Source organism: Streptomyces sp. NPDC017225, from assembly GCF_044331465.1.
GTDB lineage: Bacteria > Actinomycetota > Actinomycetes > Streptomycetales > Streptomycetaceae > Streptomyces.
The window spans coordinates 42,313-64,785 of sequence record NZ_JBIRNE010000019.1; the positions used below are offsets into that span (position 1 = coordinate 42,313).

General features: G+C 72.5%; 18 protein-coding genes. 4 read left to right on the top strand and 14 right to left on the bottom strand.

The window, feature by feature from the left end; all coding sequences use genetic code 11:
• The first annotated feature begins 1 nt into the window (after nt 1).
• From ACH4NX_RS30920 to ACH4NX_RS30930, 3 genes are read left to right on the top strand one after another with little or no spacing between them, the layout of a single operon-like run.
• Nucleotides 2-1,273 (top strand): betaine/proline/choline family ABC transporter ATP-binding protein, encoded by a 1,272-nt coding sequence (locus ACH4NX_RS30920; RefSeq protein WP_351401436.1) that lies wholly within the window; start codon nt 2-4, stop codon nt 1,271-1,273.
• Complete coding sequence (locus ACH4NX_RS30925) at nt 1,270-2,187, top strand: ABC transporter permease (protein ID WP_398129556.1); 918 nt, start codon at nt 1,270-1,272, stop codon at nt 2,185-2,187. Before ACH4NX_RS30920 ends, ACH4NX_RS30925 begins: the two co-directional genes overlap by 4 nt.
• Nucleotides 2,184-3,152: a glycine betaine ABC transporter substrate-binding protein gene (locus tag ACH4NX_RS30930; protein ID WP_351401441.1), complete on the top strand. Its 969-nt coding sequence runs from the start codon at nt 2,184-2,186 to the stop codon at nt 3,150-3,152. The genes ACH4NX_RS30925 and ACH4NX_RS30930 overlap by 4 nt, the downstream gene beginning before the upstream one ends.
• Nucleotides 3,153-3,167: 15 nt before the next feature.
• On the opposite strand, the gene ACH4NX_RS30935 is transcribed toward ACH4NX_RS30930, so the two are convergent.
• The 14 genes from ACH4NX_RS30935 to ACH4NX_RS31000 all read right to left on the bottom strand — a co-directional run bounded on the left by ACH4NX_RS30935 (nt 3,168) and on the right by ACH4NX_RS31000 (nt 20,823).
• Nucleotides 3,168-3,947 carry a S16 family serine protease gene (locus ACH4NX_RS30935; RefSeq protein ID WP_398129555.1) on the bottom strand — a complete coding sequence of 260 codons (780 nt, stop codon included), beginning with the start codon at nt 3,945-3,947 and terminating at the stop codon, nt 3,168-3,170.
• Nucleotides 3,948-4,097: 150 nt separating this feature from the next.
• Nucleotides 4,098-4,757 (bottom strand): IclR family transcriptional regulator, encoded by a 660-nt coding sequence (locus tag ACH4NX_RS30940; protein ID WP_398129554.1) that lies wholly within the window; start codon nt 4,755-4,757, stop codon nt 4,098-4,100.
• 297 nt (nt 4,758-5,054) lie between these two features.
• Nucleotides 5,055-6,851, bottom strand: coding sequence for a DEAD/DEAH box helicase (locus ACH4NX_RS30945; protein ID WP_398129553.1), 1,797 nt, complete (start codon nt 6,849-6,851; stop codon nt 5,055-5,057).
• 202 nt (nt 6,852-7,053) lie between these two features.
• Nucleotides 7,054-8,529, bottom strand: a complete 1,476-nt coding sequence (locus tag ACH4NX_RS30950) for an MFS transporter (protein WP_351401449.1) — start codon at nt 8,527-8,529, stop codon at nt 7,054-7,056.
• 129 nt (nt 8,530-8,658) lie between these two features.
• Nucleotides 8,659-9,351, bottom strand: coding sequence for an SUKH-4 family immunity protein (locus ACH4NX_RS30955; RefSeq protein WP_398129552.1), 693 nt, complete (start codon nt 9,349-9,351; stop codon nt 8,659-8,661).
• A gap of 161 nt (nt 9,352-9,512) precedes the next feature.
• Entirely contained in the window at nt 9,513-11,831 is a 2,319-nt protein-coding gene (locus ACH4NX_RS30960) for a xanthine dehydrogenase family protein molybdopterin-binding subunit (protein WP_398129551.1), read from the bottom strand.
• Nucleotides 11,828-13,798, bottom strand: a complete 1,971-nt coding sequence (locus tag ACH4NX_RS30965; protein ID WP_398129550.1) for a 2Fe-2S iron-sulfur cluster-binding protein — start codon at nt 13,796-13,798, stop codon at nt 11,828-11,830. The genes ACH4NX_RS30960 and ACH4NX_RS30965 overlap by 4 nt, the downstream gene beginning before the upstream one ends.
• A complete protein-coding gene (locus tag ACH4NX_RS30970; protein ID WP_279559685.1) occupies nt 13,795-14,688 on the bottom strand; it encodes a xanthine dehydrogenase family protein subunit M in 894 nt (297 codons plus the stop codon). The genes ACH4NX_RS30965 and ACH4NX_RS30970 overlap by 4 nt, the downstream gene beginning before the upstream one ends.
• Nucleotides 14,689-14,954: 266 nt before the next feature.
• Nucleotides 14,955-16,586, bottom strand: a complete 1,632-nt coding sequence (locus tag ACH4NX_RS30975) for a beta-N-acetylhexosaminidase (RefSeq protein ID WP_398129549.1) — start codon at nt 16,584-16,586, stop codon at nt 14,955-14,957.
• 6 nt (nt 16,587-16,592) lie between these two features.
• Nucleotides 16,593-17,438, bottom strand: coding sequence for a carbohydrate ABC transporter permease (locus tag ACH4NX_RS30980; protein WP_398129548.1), 846 nt, complete (start codon nt 17,436-17,438; stop codon nt 16,593-16,595).
• On the bottom strand, nt 17,435-18,400 hold the full coding sequence (locus ACH4NX_RS30985; RefSeq protein WP_398129547.1) for a carbohydrate ABC transporter permease: 966 nt from the start codon (nt 18,398-18,400) through the stop codon (nt 17,435-17,437). The genes ACH4NX_RS30980 and ACH4NX_RS30985 overlap by 4 nt, the downstream gene beginning before the upstream one ends.
• A complete protein-coding gene (locus ACH4NX_RS30990) occupies nt 18,397-19,695 on the bottom strand; it encodes an extracellular solute-binding protein (protein WP_351401466.1) in 1,299 nt (432 codons plus the stop codon). Before ACH4NX_RS30990 ends, ACH4NX_RS30985 begins: the two co-directional genes overlap by 4 nt.
• Nucleotides 19,696-19,893: 198 nt before the next feature.
• Nucleotides 19,894-20,181, bottom strand: a complete 288-nt coding sequence (locus tag ACH4NX_RS30995) for a DUF3039 domain-containing protein (protein WP_279559690.1) — start codon at nt 20,179-20,181, stop codon at nt 19,894-19,896.
• A 69-nt stretch (nt 20,182-20,250) separates the two neighbouring features.
• Nucleotides 20,251-20,823, bottom strand: coding sequence for a YqgE/AlgH family protein (locus ACH4NX_RS31000; protein ID WP_351401469.1), 573 nt, complete (start codon nt 20,821-20,823; stop codon nt 20,251-20,253).
• A gap of 235 nt (nt 20,824-21,058) precedes the next feature.
• Here ACH4NX_RS31000 and murA point away from each other — a divergent pair, with 235 nt between their 5' ends.
• Nucleotides 21,059-22,405 carry a UDP-N-acetylglucosamine 1-carboxyvinyltransferase gene (murA, locus tag ACH4NX_RS31005; RefSeq protein ID WP_351401471.1) on the top strand — a complete coding sequence of 449 codons (1,347 nt, stop codon included), beginning with the start codon at nt 21,059-21,061 and terminating at the stop codon, nt 22,403-22,405.
• The last annotated feature ends 68 nt before the right edge of the window (nt 22,406-22,473 follow it).

Here is a 22,473-nt window from a genome sequence, read left to right on the forward strand (position 1 = left end):
GGTGTCCGAGGCGGAGGGACACGGGGCCGAGAACGGTCACAGTGCCACCACCGGCGCGACCATCGAGCTGGACTGCCTCACCAAGCGCTACCACGGCAACCCGCAGCCGGCCGTCGACAACGTGTCGATGGAGATCAAGGCGGGCGAGACGGTGATCCTCGTCGGCCCCTCGGGCTGCGGGAAGTCCACCACCCTGAAGATGATCAACCGGCTGATCGAGCCCAGCGGCGGACGCATCCGCATCAACGGCGAGGACGTCACCGACATCGACCCGGTGAAGCTGCGGCGCAAGGTCGGCTACGCGATCCAGTCCTCCGGCCTCTTCCCGCACATGACCGTCGCCCAGAACATCGCGCTGGTGCCGAAGATGACCGGCTGGTCGAAGACGCGGATCCGCTCGCGGGTGGAGGAGATGCTCGACCTGGTCGGGCTGGACGCCGGGGAGTTCCACGGCCGCTATCCGCGCCAGCTGTCCGGCGGCCAGCAGCAGCGGGTGGGCGTGGCACGGGCGCTGGCGGCCGATCCGCCGGTGCTGCTGATGGACGAGCCGTTCGGCGCGGTGGACCCGATCACCCGGGACCACCTCCAGGACGAGCTGATCCGGCTCCAGCACGAACTGCACAAGACGATCGTCTTCGTCACCCACGACTTCGACGAGGCGATCAAGCTGGGCGACCGGATCGCCGTGCTGCGCGAACGCTCGCACATCGCGCAGTTCGACACCCCCGAGGCCATCCTCACCAACCCGGCGGACGACTTCGTCTCCGGTTTCGTGGGCGCCGGGGCGGCGCTGAAGCGGCTGAACCTGACCCGCGTACGGGACGTGGGGATCACGGACTACCCGACGGTGACCGTGGAGGACCCGCTTCAGAACATCTTCAACGCGCTGCGGGCGGCCGGCACCAACGAGATCCTTCTCCTCGACCGGCGCGGGCGGCCGTACAAGTGGCTCCGGCGCGGTGACCTGATGCGGGCCAAGGGTTCGCTGGCGCGGGCCGGGACGCTGGTGCACGACACGGTGACCCGGGACGCGACGCTGCGGGACGCGCTGGAGGCGGTGCTCACCGACAACACGGGGCGGGTCGCCGTCACCGGGCGGCGCGGCGCGTACGAGGGCGTCGTCGACATGGAGACGCTGATGAACTCCGTGCACGAGCTGCTGGAGGCCGACCGGCTGGACGCGCTGGAGCACCAGCACGACCTGGAGGAGACCCGGGCCGAGCAGACCCATGCCGAGCAGGAGGGCTTCGAAGGGGAGGGGACCAAGGCGTGAGCACCTCATCGTCCGGCCCTCGCTCGTCCGGCCCTCGCTCGTCCGGTTCCTCTTCTTCGGGCTCTCCTTCTGCCGGTTCCTCCTCGTACGGTTCCTCCTCGTACGGCCCGAGTGAGGCGGACGAGGCGGAACACGAGCCGCGCCCGTCGTTCCCGCCGTCCGCGGCCCGGACGAGGCGGCGGGTCGGCTGGCGGAAGCTGACCTTCCTGCCCGTGGTCCTGATCGCCGTCCTGCTGGCCACCTGGCTGTGGTTCCGGCAGGCCGACCTGGACGCGCTCAGCGAGAACGCCCTGTCGGACGGCCAGGTCACCAAGGCCCTGTGGCAGCACGTCCAGCTGACCGTGATCTCCACCTTCTTCGTGCTGATCATCGCGATCCCGCTGGGTGTCCTGCTCACCCGGCGCGCGTTCCGCAAGGCCACTCCGGTGGCGATGGCGTTCGCCAACATGGGCCAGGCGACCCCGGCGATCGGCCTGCTGGCACTGCTGGTGATCTGGCTGGGCATCGGCCGCCGGGCCGCCCTGATCGGCATCATCATCTACGCCGTCCTGCCGGTGCTCTCCAACACCATCGCGGGCCTGAAGGCGAACGACCCGACGCTGCTGGAGGCGGCGCGCGGTATCGGCATGTCGCCGTTGGGCGTGCTCACGCGCGTGGAGCTGCCGCTGGCCGTCCCGCTGATCCTGGCCGGCGTCCGTACGGCCCTCGTGCTGAACGTCGGTACGGCCACCCTGGCGACGTTCGGCGGGGGCGGCGGCCTCGGCGTGCTGATCACCACGGGCATCACCAGCCAGCGCATGCCGGTGCTGGTGCTCGGCTCGGTCCTCACCGTCGCCCTCGCGCTGCTGGTGGACTGGCTGGCCTCGCTCGCCGAACTGCTGCTGCGCCCGCGCGGTCTGGAGGCGGGCACATGAGACGGCGTACGTGCGTGACGCTGGCCGCCTCCGTCCTGCTGGTGGCGGCGGGCTGCGGACTGACCAGCGGCTCCCCCATGGTCGACGACGTCGGGCCCGGCACCATCGGGCGGGGACGGCCACTTCAGGGCGCGGACCTCACCGTCACCTCCAAGGAGTTCACCGAGCAGCTGATCCTGGGCGCGATCATGGGCATCGCCTTCGAGGCGGCGGGCGCGGAGGTGCTCGACCGCACCGGCATCCAGGGTTCCGTCGGCACCCGCGCGGCGGTCGAGAACGGCGACGCCGACGCCACGTACGAGTACACGGGCACCGCCTGGATCACGTACCTGGGCAACACCAAGCCGATTCCCGACCCGCGGCAGCAGTGGGAGGCGGTCCGCGACGCCGACGTGCGGAACGACATCACGTGGCTGCCGCCGGCGCCCATGAACAACACCTACGCGCTGGCGATGAACCAGGCCAACCACCGGAAGTACGGCACGAACACGCTGTCGGAGGTCGCCGAGCTGTGGAAGTCGGACCCCGGCGCGGTGACGCTGTGCGTGGAGGGCGAGTTCGCCAACCGCGCGGACGGGCTGCCGGGGCTGGAGAAGGCGTACGGGATGGACGTCCCGGCCGGGAACATCACCCAGATGGACACCGGAATCATCTACACCCAGACCGCGAAGGGCGCCTGCGCCTACGGCGAGGTGTACACCACCGACGGGCGGATCAAGTCCATGAACCTGGTGGTGATGGAGGACGACAAGAAGTTCTTCCCGAACTACAACGCGGCGCCCATGGTCAGGACCGCCACCCTGGACGAGTGGCCGGCGATCGCCTCCGTCCTCGCGCCGGTCACCAAGGCGCTGACCAACGACGTCGCGCGGAGCCTGAACGCGAGGGTCGACGTGGACGGCGAGGACCCGCACCAGGTGGCGCTGGACTGGATGGTGGAGAAGGGCTTCGTGAAGGAGGGCTGAGCGGCACGGGCGCGCTCAGCAGGCGGGGACGTCTCCCCTGCCCGACTCCAGGGCCTCCAGCGAGTCGATCGCGCCCTTGAGGGTGGTGACCGGGATCAGCCGGAGCCCCTCGGGCAGCTCGGCCCGCGCGTCGGAGCACTCCGCCTTCGGCACCAGGAAGACGGTGGCCCCGTCCCGCCGCGCGGCCTGCGTCTTCAGCGGCACACCGCCCACGGCGCCGACCTCGCCGCCGGTGGTGATGGTCCCCGTCCCGGCGACGACCCTGCCGCCGGTGAGATCGCCGGCGCCGAGCTTGTCGACGATGCCGAGGGAGAACAGCAGGCCGGCACTGGGTCCGCCGACGTCCTCCAGCCGAAGCTGGACGTCGACGTTCCTCTCGTCGAGCCTCAGGTGGTCGAGCGCGGCCGCGGTCGCCGAGTCCTGCGACTCCTCCATCTGCTCCTGGTTGTACTCCTCGATCTCGCTCACGTCGTCGCCGCTCGGGTAGACGGCGTCGCGCGGCATCACGGCCCGGTCGGTGTCGAACCAGCCGCTGAGCACGTCACCGAGCTGGACACGCGCGTCCGGACCGGTCGCCTCGATCGTGGTCATCCGCAGCTGCCCACTCGTCTCGTGCGTCGGCGCGCCCTTGATCGTGATCACCGAGGCGCCCCGGCTCTTGCCCAGCACATCGGCCGTCAGCCCCGGCTGCGCCACGGAGAACGGCAACGGCGCGAACACGGCGGTCGCGAGCAGCCCCACGACGGGAAGGCCGCAGACGGCGAGGAACTGGGGACGCGTGAGACGAGAGAGCACGGAGTCAATCTAACGCGCCGCGGCTGCCGCGGCTGCGGGCGGCCATGCCCCGCGCCGCCGCCCCGCCGAGACCGGACGTGCCCGCGGCGCCGCCCCACGGATTCGGACCGTGGCGTCACACGAACCCGACGGCCTGGCCGGCCCGTACGGCTAGCGCAGCGCCTCCGCCACCTCCCGGGCCGCGTCCATCACGCGTGCCCCCACCCGCTCCGGCACCACCTCGGACAGCATCACCACGCCGACGCTGCCCTCCACCCCCGTCACCCCGAGCAGCGGCGCGGCCGCGCCGCAGGCGCCGGCCTCCAGCTCACCGTGGGTCAGGGTGTAGCCGGGTTCGTCCACCGCCTCACCCCCGGGCTGCGGCTGCTGCCGGGCGGAGAGGATCGCCTTGCCGGCGGCGCCCCGCTCCAGCGGATGCCTGAACCCCGCCCGATAGGCCACGTGGTAGTCCGTCCAGGTCGGTTCGACGACGGCCACGGCCAGCGCCTCCGCCCCGTCCACCAGCGTCAGATGGGCGGTCGCCCCGATGTCCTCGGCCAGGGAGCGCAGCGCGGGCATCGCCGCCTCGCGCACCAGCGGGTGCACCTGGCGGCCCAGTCCCAGCACCCCGAGCCCGACCCGGGCACGGCCGCCCAGGTCACGGCGTACGAGTGCGTGCTGCTCCAGCGTGGCGAGCAACCGGTACACGACGGTCCGGTTCACGCCCAGTTTGTGGGACAGCTCGGTGACGGTCAGCCCGTGGTCCGTGTCGGCCAGCAGCTTGAGGACGCGCAGTCCCCGGTCGAGCGTCTGAGAGGTCTCCGCGGTCACGACGCCCACTCCTTAGTGGTGAGGTCGGCGGCCCATCGCGATACGTGCGTCGAAGAGTCCCGTCCAAGACGCGCTCAGAGGCCGCCGATCGGCTGACGGGCCGGCGTGCCCGGGCCCAGTCGCTTCACGACTGCGCTCCGCGGCGGCGCTGCCACGGGGCGTGTGCGTAGCGGGACAGTAGCGACCTGGTTCGCTCAGCGGAAGGCTCCGTCCAGAATCCGGGCGGCGACCGGTGTGGACTACCTGTGTTTGTCCCGATACGTACAGCGCACGCGCGTACCACCCGCGCCGCGCCCGTCACTTCATGCGGGTGGCCCACTCCTGCATCTTGGCGACGCGCTGGCGCAGTTGCCCGGCGGTGGCCTCGGCGCTGGGCGGGCCGCCGCACACCCGGCGCAGTTCGGTGTGGATCACGCCGTGCGGCTTGCCGCTCTGGTGGACGTAGGCGGAGACCATGGTGTTCAGCTGCTTGCGCAGCTCCATCAGCTCCTTGTGCGAGACCACCGGGCGCCGCTCGGCGGGCAGTTCGACCAGATCGGCCTCGTCGTCGGGCTTCTTGCGGCTGTGCGCGATCTGCCGGGCCTGCCGCTTCTGGAGCAGGAGTTGCACCTGGTCGGGCTCCAGCAGGCCCGGGATGCCGAGGTAGTCCTGCTCCTCCTCGCTGCCCGGGTGGGCCTGCATGCCGAACTCGGCGCCGTTGTACATGACCCGGTCGAAGGTGGCCTCGGACTCCAGCGCCTCGAAGGAGAACTGCTCCTGCTCGCCGGTGTCCTCGTCCTGCTCCCGGTTCGCCTCGTCCATCTCCTTCTCGGACTCGGCGTAGGGGTCCTCCTCGCCCTCCTTCTTGGGCTTGTCGAGGACGTGATCGCGCTCGCGCTCCATCTCGCCCGCGAACGTGAGCAGGTCGGGCACGGTCGGCAGGAAGACGGAGGCGGTCTCGCCGCGCCGCCTGGAGCGTACGAAACGGCCGACGGCCTGGGCGAAGAAGAGGGGGGTGGAGATGGTGGTGGCGTAGACGCCGACCGCGAGGCGGGGGACGTCGACGCCCTCGGACACCATGCGGACGGCGACCATCCACCGGTCGTTGCTCTGACTGAAGGTGTCGATGTTCTTGGACGCGCCGGTGTCGTCGGAGAGTACGACGGTGGCCTTGCTGCCGGTGATCTCGCGGATCAGCTTGGCGTAGGCGCGGGCGGAGTCCTGGTCGGCGGCGATGACGAGGGCGCCGGCGTCCGGGATGGCCTTCCTGACCTCGGTGAGCCGCTGGTCGGCGGCGCGCAGCACGGCGGGCATCCACTCGCCGCGCGGGTCGAGGGCGGTGCGCCAGGCCTGGCTGACGGCGTCCTTGGTCATGGGTTCGCCGAGCCGGGCGGCGATCTCGTCGCCGGCCTTGGTGCGCCAGCGCATGTTGCCGCTGTAGCTCATGAAGATGACGGGGCGCACGACGTTGTCGGCGAGCGCGGAGCCGTACCCGTAGGTGTAGTCGGCGGCGGAGCGCCGGATGCCGTCGTTGCCCTCCTCGTAGGCGACGAAGGGGATCGGGTTGGTGTCCGACCGGAACGGCGTGCCGGTCAGCGCCAGGCGCCGGGTGGCCGGCTCGAACGCCTCCAGGCAGGCCTCGCCCCAGGACTTCGAGTCACCGGCGTGGTGGATCTCGTCGAGGATGACGAGGGTCTTGCGCTGCTCGACGCGGTTGCGGTGCAGCATGGGGCGCACGCCGACGCCCGCGTAGGTGATGGCGATGCCGTGGTACTCGCGGCTGAGCGGCCCCGCGCTGTACTCGGGGTCGAGCTTGATCCCTATCCGGACCGCCGCCTCCGCCCACTGCTTCTTCAGGTGCTCGGTCGGCGCGACGACGGTCACCTGCTGCACGACGTGGTGGTGCAGCAGCCAGGACGCGAGCGTCAGGGCGAACGTCGTCTTGCCCGCGCCCGGAGTGGCGACCGCCAGGAAGTCCCGGGGCTGCTCCTGGAGGTACTTCTCCATCGCCCCTTCCTGCCAGGCCCGCAGCTTGCTGGCGGTGCCCCAGGGGGCACGGCCGGGGAAGGCCGGGGACAGGTGGTGCGAGGTGCTGGGGCTGGCGGTGGTAGTCACGGTCTCCGAAGGGGGGTAGAACGGCTCGGCCACGTATGACGACCGGGCCACCCTACCGGCGTCCCGGCGCGATCAAGGCGCCCACCGGGGCGGGTCACCCCCGGGTGGGACGGACGTCACAGCCGCCCCGGACGCACCCGCGATCCTCACGGCGGCCACGGTTCGCGGTCGGTCCGGGTCGCCCGCTCCCGCTCACACTCCGCTACCGCTCCCGCACCCGCGTGGCCACCCACGCCCCCACCAGCGCCACCGCCGCCATCGGCAGGAACACCGCCGCGAAGGCCGCCGGGTGCGAACCGGCGGCGGCGTCCGTGGCCGCGTGGCTGACCGTGCCGCCGCCGAGGGCGGCGAAGGCCGCTCCGCCGGCCGACAGCAGGATGACGTTGGACAGGCCGTCGGATATCTGGAGCGCGGCGGAGTTGGTGCCGGCCTCCTCGGGGGCGGAGAGCTTGAGCAGGAGCACGCTGGTGGAGGAGATCACCAGGCCCATCCCGAAGCAGCCGAAGGCCCAGGCCACGGCCACCGTCCAGGCGGGCACGGCGTCGATCAGCACGCTGGGCGCCGTGGCGATGGCCGCGGCGACCAGGGTCATGCCGAGGGCCATCAGGCGCTCACGGTGGGGTCCCAGGGCCGGCCGGGACTGGAGCCAGGAGCCCGCCGCCCAGGTCGCGCCGCCCGCCGCCAGCGAGAGACCGGCGAGCGTGGGGCTGAGCCCGCGCTGTGTGACCAGCATCAGCGGTACGAAGGACTCCGCCGCGATGAAGGAGCCCGCGGCGACGCCGCGCAGCAGGACGACGGAGGGCAGTCCGCGCACCGCCCGGTAGGTGCCGCGCGGCAGCAGTCCGAGGACGGCCGGGACGAGCAGCGCCACTCCCACCGCGCCGGGCAGCAGCGAGGCCGGGCGCAGGTCCTGGGCGGCGTACTGGAGCAGGCCGGCGCCCAGGGAGATGGCGAGGGCGAGGCGGATGCGGCGGCCGTCGAAGGAGGCGGGTGCCGCGTCCGCCCCTCCCACGGCGCCGGACGCGCGGCCGCGTATCTGCGGCAGCGCGAGTGCCAGCGGGAAGACGACCAGCACCGGGATGCCGACGAACACCCAGCGCCAGCCGAGGTGCTCGGTCACCGCGCCGGACGCCAGGGGGCCGACGATCGACGGGACGACCCAGCCGGCCGCGAAGGCCGCCATGATCGCGGGACGCAGCCGCTCGGGGTAGGCCCGTCCGACGACGACGTACAGCGCGACGATCACCAGCCCGCCGCCGAGCCCCTGCACGGCCCGCCCGAGGATGAACAGCCACATCGTCCCGGCCGTCCCGGACAGCACCAACCCGACCGCGAAGGACGCGATCCCGCAGGTCAGCGGTGCCAGCGGGCCCCGCCGGTCCGACCACTGGCCGGAGAGCACCATCCCGAACAGGCTCGTCGTGAAGTACCCCGAGAACGCGAACGCGTACAGCGACACCCCGTCCAGCTCCCGCGCCGCGACCGGCATGGCCGTGCCGACCGCCGTCGCCTCGAAGGCGATCAGTACGACGACGGAGACGATGCCGATGCTCAGCGCGCGGTAGGCGCGGCTCAGCACGGTCTCGGCGGGAGTGGTGGGCGCGGCGGGAGTGGTGGGGCCGACGGCGGTCACGGCGGGGTCGGCGACATCGGCGTCGCGGGGCTCAGGGACGGTCATGGTCGCCAGAGTAAGGGGCGAAGCGGGCGTTGACCCCTGTCGGGAGGTGGTGCGGGACCGGGACCTTGGTCGTACGACCACCGGCCCCGGGCCCCTTCGCGCGTGGGCTCCGCCCGCGGCTCGCGGGGGTCACGCCGGCGCGGTACCCGCCCCGGTCTCCGGCGGCGCCGCGCGGCGCAGTGCCCACAGGACGAGGGCGAGGGCACAGACGTCCGGCGCCAGGGGGCGGAGGGCGCAGTCGGGCGCGCTCCAGGTCAGAACGGCGCCCGTCGTACCGTCGACGACCACGTGATCGCCGTTGGCCAGCCGGCCCAGGCGTACGAGGTGGTCCGCCCGGTCGGGGAGCCGGTGCTCGGGGAACTCGTCGCACCACTCGGCCACCGTCGGCAGCGCCTGCGGCATGTCGGCCCGGTCCAGCCGGAAGGGGCGGGCGTCCTCGGGCAGGCCGGTCTCGCACAGGAAACGGCGGGTGGGCTCGTGCGCGAAGGTGCCCGGGAAGTCGAGATCCTCGAAGCGCGTCACCCCGCCCCGGCCGAACTCCCGGTCCAGGAACCGGGCCGGGAGATCCAGGGACCGTCCCGGCGCCGCGGGGCGGCCCGCCGTCAGGAACAGGCAGCACAGCAGCGCGGACGTCTGCCACAGGGACGGCCTCTCGCACGCCCCCCGCGGCCACGCGGAGGCGCCGCGCGTCCACGACGGGTCGTCCGCCGACGTCGCGAGACGCACCCGCGTCACCAGCGACGGCACCGCACGGGCGGCCGTCGCCCGCACCGTCCCCGCCGAGCACACCATGGTCGTCGTCCCGCTCGTGGCCACGCGCATCGTCTCCCCCGGGAGTGTGTGTCCGCCCGTGTGCGGACGGCCGCCGTTCGCACTCCTGCGGAGACTACGCGCCACCACTGACAACGCCCCTGCGTGCGGAACCCGTTCGCCCGGTAGGACGCGCCGGCCCTCTCGCACGCTGCCTCACGCGCGCGGGAAGCTCAGTTTCCGGTCACCACCGCGGCCTGCGGCCGGATCGGGAGCCGGTTCACCGGGCGTCCGGTGGCCGCGCGCACGGCCGAGGCGACGGCCGCCGGGGAGGCCACCACGGGCACCGCGCTGACCGCCTTCGCGCCGAACGGGGCGACCACGTCGCGTTCCTCGACGAGCTTCACGATCCGGATGTCCGGGGTGTCCAGCGCGGTCGGCAGGGCGTAGCCGGTCAGGTCGGGATGGCGGATCAGGCCGCGCGGGGTGCGCAGGTTCTCCGTGAGCGCGATGCCGACGCCCTGGGTCACGCCCGCCTCGATCCGGGCGGTCAGCTGCGCCGGGTTCAGCACCCGGCCCACGTCCTGCGCGACGGCCAGCTCCACCACCCGTACCGAGCCGATCTCGACGTCGACGTCCACCACCGCGCGGATCGCGCAGAAGGCCATGCCGACGAAGGCGTCGCCCTGCCCGGCCTCGTCCAGCGGCTCGGTCGGGTGCGGGCGGCACTGGGCGGTGGCCCACAGCTCCTTGCCCTCCAGCGCCTCGGCGACCGTGGTCGACAGCACGCCGTCGTACGAGGTGATCTTGCCGTCGGCGATCTGGAGCAGCTCGGTCGACATCCCGAACTGGTGCGCCAGCGGCTGGAGGAGCTGGGTGCGGACCATCTTGGCCGCCCGCTCCACCGCGCCGCCCGACACCCAGGTGTGACGGCCCCGGCAGCCCGCGCCGGCCGGAGGCTGGTCGGTGTCGACGGGCGCCACCTGCACCTCGTCGACGCCGAGGGTCTCCTGGACGATCTGCCGGGCCAGTGTGGAGAAGCCCTGCCCGGTCTCGACCGCCGCGCACAGCACCGTCGCCACGCCGTCCTGGACCTTCACGGTGGCCGTGGAGACCTCGTCCGCGCCCTCCGCGCCGAGCATGTGCACCATGCCGATGCCGTAGCCCACGCCCCGGCGCACCGCGCCCGGTTCGCCCGCGCCCTCGGGGCCGCCGGGCAGCAGCCACTCGTCCTCGGGCGTGTCCTTGGGCAGGGCGGGCAGGGGGAAGTCGCGTACCGCCTGGAGGAGTTCGGCGACCGGCGCCGGGCAGGTGACCGTCTGGCCGGTGGGGAGCACGTCGCCGGTGGCCAGTACGTTGCGCAGCCGGACCTCGGCCGGGTCCAGGCCGAGCTTCTTGGCGACCTTGTCCATCTGCGCCTCGTACGCGGCGCACACCTGCATGGCGCCCTCCCCGCGCACGTGGCCGGAGGGCGGGTTGTTGGTGCGGACCGCCCAGCCCTCGATGAAGGCGTTGGGGACGACGTACGGGCCACAGGCGAAGGCCACCGCGGCGGCCAGGGCCTCCGAGGAGGTGTCGGCGTAGGCGCCCGCGTCGAGCAGGATCTGCGCCTCGACCTTCACCACCCGGCCCTCGGCGTCCGCGTGGTGGCGGTAGCGGAGCAGGGTGGGGTGCCGGTGGACGTGGCCGAGGAAGGACTCCTCGCGCGTGGCGGTCAGTTTCACCGGGCAGCCGGTCCTCAGGGCCAGCAGGCCGAGCGGCAGCTGGAAGCCCTGGTCCTCGCGGTCGGCGGTGGCGCCGGGCACCCCGGTGACGACGATCTTCACCTGTTCGGGTGGCAGGCCGTAGCAGGACGCGGCCGTGTCGCGGTCGGCGTGCGGGTCGGTGGAGGCCAGGTACAGCTCCACGCCGCCGTCGGGGCGCGGTACGGCCAGGCCCGCCTCGGCTCCTATGGGCGCCGGGTCCTGGCGGCCGATGCGGTACAGGCCCTCGACGACGACCTCGCCGACCGCCTCCGGGTCGCCGTGCCGCAGCGGGATGTGCCGGATCAGGTTGCCGTCGGGGTGCAGCGGTTCGGCCTCGAAGGCCTGCTCCGGGTCGGTCACCGGGTCGAGCGCCTCGTACTCCACGATGACGGCGGCGGCGGCCATCCGCGCGGTGTCCGGGTGGTCGGCGGCGACGGCGGCGATGGGCTCGCCGTGGTGGCGGACCACCTCGGAGGCGAACACCGGGCGGTCGGCCCGGGCACCGCGCCCGTGCAGCGGGGCGCCGGGTACGTCCTCGTGCGTGACGACCGCCCGTACGCCGGGCATCTCGCGCGCGTGGGTGGTGTCGATGGACACGATGCGCGCGTGCGGGTGCGGTGAGCGCAGGACGGCCGCCCACAGCAGGCCCTCGGCCCACAGGTCGGCGGCGTACGGGAAGGTGCCCTCCGTCTTCGCGCGGGCGTCGGCGGGTGGCAGGGACGCGCCCAGGCCGTGCGGGATCGGCTCGGGGACGGTAACCGCCTCAGCGGTTCCCGCGGCCTCCGCGGTCGCGGCGTCGTTGCTCACGCGTGGCCTCCGTCCTGGCCGTGCGGGCCATGGCCGTGGGCGTCCTGGCCGTGGGCGCCCCGGCCGTGGGGCCGGTCGTCGTACGGCTGGTCGTCGTAGGACTGGTCTTCGTAGGGCTCGTCGCCGTAGGGCTCGTCGCCGTAGGGCGGCTGGTCGTGCGGTTCCCGGGAGTGGGTTCCCGTCGCGTCCGGGTTTCCGGGCGGTGCCCCGGGCCGGCCCTGGGGTGCGAAGGCCGACGGGTTGACGCCGCCCGCGCCCGGGCCCGCCTGGTGCGGGATCCGGGGCTCGTCGGCGTCCGTGGCGTTCGCGTCGGCGGCGGCGTGTGCCTCGCGCTCGGCGACGACCTCCTGAACGGCGTCCAGGACACCCCGGTAGCCCGAGCAGCGGCACAGGTTGCCGCACAGGGCCTGCCGGGCCTCCAGTTCGGTCGGCGCCGGGTTGCCCTCCAGCAGGTTGTGCACGGTCATCGCCATGCCGGGCACGCAGAAGCCGCACTGCACCGCGCCACGCCGGGCGAGCGCCCGCTGCACGTCCGACGGCCGCCCGTCGGCGGCGAGGCCCTCGACCGTACGCACCTCGCTGCCGGCGCTGGTCACGGCCGGGACCAGGCAGGAGGCGACCAGCCGTCCGTCGACCTGCACGTTGCAGGCGCCGCACTCGCCCTGCGAACAGCCGTCCTTGGCGCCCGCGAGGCCGAGCCGCTCACGCAGCACGTACAGCAGCGACTCGCCGATCCAGGCGTCGGTGACGGGCCGGTCGGCGCCGTTGACGCGCAGCACGTACGAGGCGAGGGGGTGCTCCTCGTGCGGACCGGAGGGGGCGTGCTCCTGAGGGGCGGCCGGGTCGGTCCCAAAGGCGGCGGCCGGGTCGGGGCCGGGGTCGGTCCCGGGCTCCGGGTCACGGTCCCGGTCACCGTCGGGGGCCCCGTCCTGGCCGGGCTCCCGCGCGGCGGCCGGCGCCGGGCCCGTCACGGGCTCCTCGGCGGCCTGCGGTCCGGATTCCGTCTCCTCGTTCTCGGCGGTGTCCACGGAGGGCTCCACGTGGCCGTCAGGGGCCTCCTCGGCCTCCTGGGGCTCGTCGGTCACCGTCCCTTCGGTCACCGTCCCGTCGGCCGCCGGGTCCGTGGGGCCGGTCTCCACGACGGGCTCGGCGGCGGATCGCGCGGGCACTTCCGCTTCCGCGGACGCTTCCGCGTACGGACCGGCGGCCGGCTCGGCCCGCGCCGTGCGCTCGCCCCACGGCTGCCCGGCCTGCTGGGTGGCCCAGGGCGCGGGGGCGCCGCCGGGCAGGGTGGCCGGCGCGGTGCCGCCCCACTGCTCGGCCAAGGAGGACTGGGTGAACTCGCCCGACTCGTCCGGAAGCTCACCGTCGGCGACGGGGATGGACCACTGCCCGGTCACGTCCTGGCCGGTCACGTCCTGGCCGGACGTGGCATCGGCCCCGGCATCCGTCCCGGCCCCGGCCTCGGAGAAGTCCCACTGCCCGGTGGCCCCGGGCCGGTACGCGAACCCGTCGGCCTCCCCGGCGTTCGTGTCGTACGGCGCGTTCGTGGCATACGGAGCGTTCGCGTCGTACGGCACGCTCCCGCCGTACGGGTGGTCCTGCTGCTGGTACTCGGCGTACCCCTGAGCAGCGGCGGACTCCCGCCCCGCGTCGGGGACCTGCCACTGCGTGCCGTCCACGGGCGCGGACGGCATCGCCCAGGAGCCGGTGGCCGCAGGGTCGGTACCGGCGGTCGTGGCGGGCGCGACCGTGATCTGCGGCGGCACGTAGCCGTGCCCGGGCGCGGCGAGCGGGCTGTCGGCGGAGGCCAGGAGCGCGTCCACGCCGCCCTCGGGGAGCTTGACGAAGGCGGTGGCGCCGTCGTCGTAGTCGCCCTGGGGCAGCGGGTCCCAGCGTCCGCCGCTCGGGGGTGTGCCCCCCGCGTGCTGATCGCTCTGCCGGTCTCCGTGCTGGTCGTCGGTCACGACAGCGCCCTCCCCAGTGCTCGTCGGGCCAGCGCGGCGACGGTGCGCCGCAGGTGCAGTACGGCCGGCGGGAGCTGCGGTACGGAGCCGTCCTCGGCCGGGGCCGCGTCGGGGATGCAGGCGGCGGCGACGTACTCGCCGAAGGCGCTCAGGGCCTCCGGGACGATCGCGCGGCCGTTGTCCCAGTCGATGAGGGAGGCCACCCACTGCTCGGCCTCCAGGGGCCGCAGCGGCATCGGCGCGATGGCGCCGACGGCGCACCGCACCCCGCGCCGGGCGGGGTCGAGGACCAGCGCCACGGAGGCCGTCGCGCGGCCCGGGCCGGTCCGGCCGGTCGCCTTCAGGAAGACCTGTGGCGCGTGCAGCAGCGGCACGCGCACGTAGCCGATCAGCTCGCCCGCGCGGAGCATCTCCATGCCGGCCAGCAGGTGCGAGACCGGCATCTCCCGACGGGCCCCGTCCGCACCCGCGATGATCAGCGTCGCCTCCAGCGCGGCCAGCACCGGCAGCGCGTCGCCGGTGGCGGCGGCCGAGGCGATGTTGCCGCCCAGGGTGCCCGCGTTGCGGATCTGCGGCGGTCCGGCGGCGCGCGCGGCGGCGGCCAGCGCCGGGATGAGCGCGGCGAAGTCGGGGCGGCCCATACGGGCGTGCGTGAGTCCCGCGCCGAGCAGTGCGTGTCCGTCCTGGTACTGCCAGCCGCGGATCTCGCTGATCCGGCCGAGGCCCACCAGGGCGGCGGGCCTGAGCTGGCCGGAGTTGACCGCGGCCATCAGGTCGGTGCCGCCCGCGACCGGCACGGCGGCGGGCATCGCGGCGAGCGCCGCCACCGCCTCGTCCAGTGTCGTGGGCAGCGTGACGGCCTGCGCCGCCTGCGGTGCGTGCGTGGTCAACCCGACTGCCCCTTCCCGCTGTCCCACCTGGTCCCGCCCATGTGGCCGTACGGTACGACCTGAGAGGGCGGACGTGGCAACTCTGGCACATCTTCGCAGCACCCGAACGCGGGGGTCCGCTAGGAGGCATTCACCCGCCTCGTCGAGGAGATGGGCCGTTTTCGTACGGGATCTCCGTCGATCGGCCGACAGCCGGAGGTGCGCACGATGAACGAGAGTTGCCACTCTTCAGTGACGTTTCGGGGCGTTTTCCCTGCTTACGCGCCTCACTTGTGCGGCGGCGGCCCGTCGATCGGCCGGCCGAGCACGCCGGGCCGCCGCTGCCAGGGCAGCGGACCGCCGGGCGGCCGGTAGGCGACGCCCAGGGCGTCGAGCCGCCGGTAGTGGGCGGCCATCCGCCGCTCGAACCCGGCGAAGTCGCGCTCGTCCGGTGCGGGCAGAGCGCTCCAGGCCACCTCGGCGAAGGCGGCGAGCCTCGGGAACGTCTGGTAGTCCACCCGCCCCTGGTTCTCCAGCACCTCGCTCCACACGTTCGCCTGGGTGCCGAGCACATGTCCGGTCTCGGCCGGGGTCAGCTCCGCCGGAACCGGCTCGAACCGGTACACGTCCTCCAGGGTGCGCACGAAGCCGATCGGCACGGGTTCGTCCTCGTCCGGGTGCTGCCGGTGGTCCAGGTACACCTGCTGCTCCGGGCACATGACGACGTCGTGCCCCGCGCGCGCGGCGGCGACCCCGCCCGCGTACCCGCGCCAGGAGGAGACGGCCGCGCCCTTGGCCAGCCCGCCCTCCAGGATCTCGTCCCAGCCGATGAGCCGGCGTCCGCGCTCGGCGAGCCAGGTGTCGAAGTGCTGGACGAACCAGGCCTGGAGCCCGTCCTCGTCGCCGACTCCGAGTTCCCGGATGCGCGCCTGCGCGGTCGCCGAGCGCCGCCACTGGTCCTTGGGGCATTCGTCGCCCCCGACGTGGATGAACTCCGAGGGGAAGAGCTCCAGCAGTTCCTCGAACACGCCTTCGTAGAAGCGCAGTGTGTTCTCGGTCGGGGCGAGTACGTTCTCGCAGACGCCCCAGGTGTCCCAGACGGTGAGGGAGGCGGTGTCGACGACGTCGGTGTTGCCGAGTTCCGGATACGCGGCGATGGCGGCCTGCGAGTGCCCGGGCACGTCGATCTCGGGGACGACGGTGATGTGCCGTTCGGCGGCGTAGGCGACGATCTCCCGGATGTCGTCCTGGGTGTAGTAGCCGCCGTGCGGTTTGTCCTCCCAGAGCGGCGAGGCCCGGTGGCCGTACTTGGTGCGCGCCCGCCAGGACCCGGTCTCGGTGAGTTTCGGGTGGCGCCGGATCTCGACGCGCCAGCCCTGGTCGTCCGTCAGGTGGAAGTGCAGGACGTTGAGTTTGTGGGCCGCCATCAGGTCCAGGTACCGCAGGACGCCCTCCTTCGGCATGAAGTGCCGGGCCACGTCCAGCATCAGCCCGCGCCAGGGGAAGCGTGGCGCGTCCTCGACGCGGACGAGCGGCAGCCGCCAGGAGCGGCCGGGAAGCGGCGCGCGCCGGAAGGCGTCCGGGCCGAGCAGTTGCCGAAGCGTCTGAGCACCCCAGAAGAGGCCGGCCGGGCCGCCGCCCGCGAGGTCCACCCCGGCCGGCGTGACGCCGAGGCGGTAGCCCTCGGCGTCCAGCTCACCGTCGAGGGACAGGCGGACGACGTTCTCGCCGCCCTCCCCCGGCGCGAGCGGCAGGCCGGTGACCGCGCCCAGCGTGGCGCGCAGCCAGCGTTCGGTGCGCTCCGTGCCGTCGCCCGCCACCACCCTGGTGTCCGGGCCGAGCCCGAAGAAGCCGCCGTCGTGGGGGGCCGTTCGCCGCGGCCGGGGAATCACGTCGGTCGCGTCGGTCACGTCAGTCACGTGGCATCAGTCCTTTACCGCTCCGCCGAGGCCGGAGACGAGTCGTCGTTGCACGAGTACGAAGAAGACCAGCACCGGAATCGTCATCACCGTGGAGGCGGCCATCACCCCGCCCCAGTCCGGATCGTCCGGTTTGTAGAAGACCAGCAGCGCCATCGGCAGGGTCGACTGGGAGGTGTCGCTGATGATGAACGACTTGGCGAACAGGAAGTCGTTCCAGGTGGAGATGAAGGAGAAGACGCTGGTGGCGACCAGTCCCGGGAAGACCAGCGGGAAAAGGATCTGCCACAGGAAGCGTGCCCGGCTCGCCCCGTCGATGTAGGCGGCCTCTTCCAGTGCCTCGGGCACCGCTTTCACGAAGCCCCGCAGCATCCAGATCGCGAACGGCAGCGAGAAGGCGATGTGGGGCAGGATCAGCGAACCCAGCGTGTTCAGCTGGCCGAAGTCCCGCATGAGGAAGAACAGCGGGATCGTGAGCGCCTCCACGGGCACCATCTGGGCCACCAGGAACATGATCAGCAGGGTGGTCCGGAAACGGAACCGGAAACGCGTCACCGCGGTCGCCGCGAGGAACGCGATGAGCGCCGAGGCGATCACGACCGTGCCGGCCACGAGCAGGCTGTTGAGGAAATAACGGCCGAATTCCTGTTGCCCGAAGACCCGTCGGAAGGAGTCGAGCGACGGCGCCAGGGTCCACGGCCGCGGCTCGGTCGACTCGATCTCCCCGGCCGGTTTGAAGGCGCTCAGCACCATCCAGTACAGCGGGAAGGCCACCACGACCGAGATCAGCAGTGCCGACGCCTCGGCCGCCAGCCGCCACGGACGGCGCACCCGCACGCGCGGAAGATTCACAGCTCCTCCCCCTGGCGGCGCAGCAGCCGCAGGTAGACCAGCGTCACGGCGAGCAGGATCAGCAGCATCACGACGCCGATCGCGGAGCCGAGGCTGTACTGCGAGGACGCGAAGGCCTTCTGATAGGCGTAGACGTTGAGTACGAGGTTCTGCCCGGCGATGCCGCCGCCGCCCGTCATGACGTAGATCTGGGTGAAGACCTTGAAGTCCCAGATGACCGACTGGATGGTGACGACCACCAGGATCGGCCGGAGCATCGGGGCGAGCACCGAGCGCCAGACGCGCCACTGGGAGGCGCCGTCGAGCGCGGCGGCCTCCAGCACCTCCGAGGGGACTGCGCGGATACCGGCGTAGACGGTGACCATGACGAACGGGAAGGAACACCAGACCACTTCGAGCAGGACGAGGGCGAAGGCGCTGTAGCGGCCGTACGTCCAGGAGTGGTCACCGAGCCCCAGCATCCGGTTGACGGGCCCGAAGTCCGGGTCGAACAGCAGCAGCCACACCGTCGACCCGGTGACCGCCGGGGTCGCCCAGGCCCCGAGGGCGGCCAGCATCAGCGCGAGCCGGGGCAGGGCGCGCACGCGCGTGAGCAGCACGGCGAGCGCGCACCCGACGGCCAGCGTCGACACCACACAGGCCGCGGCGAAGACGACGGTGGCGAGCAGCACCCGCCAGAACTGCGCGTCCCCGAACAGCTCGGCGTAGTTCCCGAACCCCTTGAAGGTGGCCGGCTCCCCACCGGACACCTGGGCCTGCGTGTACTCCAGGAAGGAGATCAGCCCGAGCTGGTAGACGGGGTAGACCAGCAACCCACCGAGGACCACAAGAGCCGGCGCGAGGTAGATCCAGGGAGTGCCGGCAGCGCCCCGGAAGGGGCGCGGGGAACTGCGCGACCAGCCACGAACGGCCCGCGGCCGCGATCGCACCGCACCCCCCGAGCCACTAGGCACCCCCGTCACCCGGCGGAGCCGAACGCGTCGTCCATCTTCCGTGCCGCGTCCCCGGCGGCGGCCCCGACGTCCTTCTTGCCGCTGACCACCTCCTGGAACATGGTCGGCAGCACCTGCGACGAGTCGATCGTCGCCCACGCGGCCGAGGCCGGCACGAACTCCGTGCCCGCGGCGAGCGTGTCGACGAACGGCTTCACGAACGGCTCCTCGGCCGCGACCCGCTGCCGTACGTCCGTGAAGGTCGGCAGGAAGCCCATCGCGCCGAACATCTCGCCCTGCGCCTCCTTCGAGGAGAGCCGCTTCATCAGGTCGACGGCGAGGGTGCGGTGCGAGGTGCTCTTCAGGACACCGATGTTGTTGCCGCCCGCGAAGGCGGGGGCGGTCGAGCCGGACTCCACGCCCGGCAGCGGCACGACCGCGTACTCGCCCTTCACCTTCCCGGCCTCCACGGCCTGGCGGCTGAAGTCGCCGCCGATCGCCATGGCCGCCTTGCCGGAGGCGAACGCGGTGACGGTGTCGTTGCCGCCCATGCCGGCGCACTTGGCGGCGGGGCAGTTGTCGTCACCGAAGAGGGACGTGTACGCCTCGATGCCCTTCTGGGCGGCGGCGCTGTCGATCGCCGAGGCGTACGAGCCGCCCTTGCCGGTGGCGAGTTCGCCGCCGTTCGCCCAGATGAAGGGCATCGCGCCGTAGGTGTAGGCACCGCCGACCGCGATGCCGTAGAGGTCGGGCTTCGCGGTCCGGATCTTCTTGGCGGTGGACGCCAGTTCGTCCAGCGACTTGGGGGCCGCGAGGCCGAGTTCGTCGAAGACGTCGGTCCGGTAGTACAGGGCGCGGACGCCGACGAAGTAGGGGGCGCCGTAGACCTTGCCGTCCACGGTGACGGACTGACGGGCGGTGGGATCGGTGTCCTTGGCCTCGTCCCAGGCCTCGAACTCCTCGGTGATGTCCAGGAGTCCGCCGTCCTTGACGTAGCCGGCGGTGTCGGTGTTGCCGTACTCGATGACGTCGGGGGCGCTGTCGGGGTCGTTGAAGGCGGCCTTGATGCGCTGGGCCCGGGTCTCGACGGGGATGTACTCGACGTCGACCTTCGTGTCCTCGTGCGCCTTCTCGAAGTCGGCCAGGACGGCGTCGACGACCTTTTCCTTCGGCTTGGTGTTGACCTCCTGGAAGAGCCAGACGCGTAGCGTGCCGCTCTTCTCGTCCTCGCCGGAGGATGAGTTGTCGGTCGTCCGGGGGGCGCAGGCGGTCGCGGTGACGACGGCGGCGGCCAGCAGTACGGCCAGGCGTGGGGCGAGCTTCATGGAGTGTTCCTCCGGGCGTGCGTTGCAACATATGCAATGACGGTTTCGCTCTGCACAACACCAGGAGGTTATGGAGTACATGAACATGTCCACAAGAGGTCTCAACCACTTCGTGACAACACGTCGTGGCGACACGAAGGCCCCCGAAGCGCGCGGGCACGCTCCAGGGGCCTTGGGGACCTCGGCCGGGGAAAGCCGCTACTTCTTCTTGTCGCCGCCCTTGCCCTCGTCGCCGCCGCCGGTCATGGACTCGTAGATCTCCTTGCACATGGGGCAGACCGGGTACTTCTTCGGGTCGCGACCCGGTACCCAGACCTTGCCGCACAGCGCCACGACGGGGGTGCCGTCGAGGGCGCTCGCCATGATCTTGTCCTTCTGGACGTAATGGGCGAAGCGCTCGTGGTCACCGTCACCGTGGGAGGTCTGCGGCGTCGGCTCTACGAGGGTCCCCGTACCAGTCCCGCGCTCGGGCTCGAGAGTGCTCATGCCTGCAAGGGTACTGAAAGCCGGGGTACTGGAGCTCACACCGACCGGCGCCGTGCGCCGGGTCGGAAATCAGTTGAGCGAGGGGTCGTCCGGATACGTCGCCACCATCGCCAGATCGCCCCGCTGGCGGCGCAGGACCTCGCGCCAGAGTCTGGCGGGGACCGGGCAGGACACGTCGCCGGGCTCGGACTCGACCACGTACCAGGCGCCGTCCGTCAGCTCGTCCTCCAGCTGGCCGGGACCCCAGCCCGCGTAACCGGCGAAGATCCGCAGCGCCCCCAGGGCGGGGGCGAGCAGCTCCGGCGGCGCCTCCAGGTCCACCAGGCCGATCGCGCCGTGCACCCGGCGCCAGCCCAGCGGCGCCCGCTCACCGGCCGCCCCGCCGGGCACGACGGCCACGCCCAGGGCGGAGTCGAGCGACACCGGCCCGCCCTGGAAGACGACGCCCGGTTCGCCGGTCAGGTCCGCCCAGTCCTCCAGGATGTCGCCCACGCCGACCGGCGTGGGGCGGTTGAGGACGACGCCGAGGGAGCCCTCCTCGTCGTGGTCGAGAAGGAGCACCACCGCGCGCTCGAAGTTCGGGTCCGCCAGGGCGGGCGTTGCCACGAGCAGCCGCCCCGTGAGCGAGGACACCTCGGTCATGCCTGACATGATCCCGCATGTTCCCTTCCCGTGGGGAGGCAATCGGGGGCACGGGGGTGAACACGCACGCCGGGCACGCGCCGCGGCCGTGACCCCCCGTGCGCGCCGGGGAACACCGCGTGTTGTGACGAACCCATGACGTTCTCCGATCCCGCACGGACTTACTGAAGGGGGGTACAAGGCGATTACCCTTTCCCTTTCGGCCCCTGCCCAACCCCCACGGAACGCGAGATTCATGACCGTCAACGGCGCTGATGACGTACTGCTTGTCCACGGCGGAACCCCGCTGGAGGGCGAGCTCCGGGTCCGGGGTGCGAAGAACCTCGTGCCGAAGGCGATGGTGGCCGCCCTGCTGGGCAGCGCGCCGAGCCGGCTGCGCAACGTGCCGGACATCCGCGACGTGCGGGTCGTACGCGGACTGCTGCAGCTGCACGGGGTGACCGTCCGTCCGGGCGAGGAGCCCGGCGAGCTGGTGATGGACCCCACCCACGTGGAGAGCGCGAACGTCGCCGACATCGATGCCCACGCGGGCTCGTCGCGCATCCCGATCCTGTTCTGCGGCCCGCTGCTGCACCGCCTCGGGCACGCGTTCATCCCGGGTCTGGGCGGCTGCGACATCGGCGGCCGGCCCATCGACTTCCACTTCGACGTGCTGCGGCAGTTCGGCGCGACGATCGAGAAGCGCGCGGACGGCCAGTACCTGGAGGCCCCGCAGCGGCTGCGCGGTACGAAGATCAACCTGCCGTACCCGTCCGTCGGCGCGACCGAGCAGGTGCTGCTGACGGCCGTGCTGGCCGAAGGCGTCACGGAGCTGTCCAACGCGGCCGTGGAGCCGGAGATCGAGGACCTGATCTGCGTTCTGCAGAAAATGGGCGCGATCATCGCCATGGACACCGACCGCACGATCCGCATCACCGGTGTGGACGAGCTCGGCGGCTACACCCACCGTGCCCTCTCGGACCGCCTGGAAGCCGCCTCCTGGGCCTCCGCGGCGCTGGCGACCGAGGGGAACGTCTACGTCCGGGGCGCCCAGCAGCGCTCCATGATGACGTTCCTGAACACCTACCGGAAGGTGGGCGGTGCCTTCGAGATCGACGACGAGGGCATCCGCTTCTGGCACCCGGGCGGTCAGCTGAAGTCCATCGCCCTGGAGACGGACGTGCACCCCGGCTTCCAGACGGACTGGCAGCAGCCCCTGGTGGTCGCCCTGACGCAGGCGACGGGCCTGTCCATCGTCCACGAGACGGTCTACGAGTCCCGTCTCGGCTTCACCTCCGCGCTCAACCAGATGGGCGCCCACATCCAGCTCTACCGCGAGTGCCTGGGCGGCTCGCACTGCCGCTTCGGCCAGCGCAACTTCCTGCACTCGGCCGTCGTGTCCGGGCCGACCAAGCTGGAGGGCGCCGACCTGGTCATCCCCGACCTGCGCGGCGGCTTCTCGTACCTCATCGCCGCCCTCGCGGCCCAGGGCACCTCCCGGGTCCACGGCATCGACCTGATCAACCGGGGCTACGAGAACTTCATGGAGAAGCTCGTGGAGCTCGGAGCGAAGGTCGAGCTGCCGGGCAAGGCGCTCGGCTGACGGCGGGAACCCGCGCCGGCGGCGCGCGAACGTGAAAGGGGCGGCCACCCGGAGGTGGCCGCCCCTTT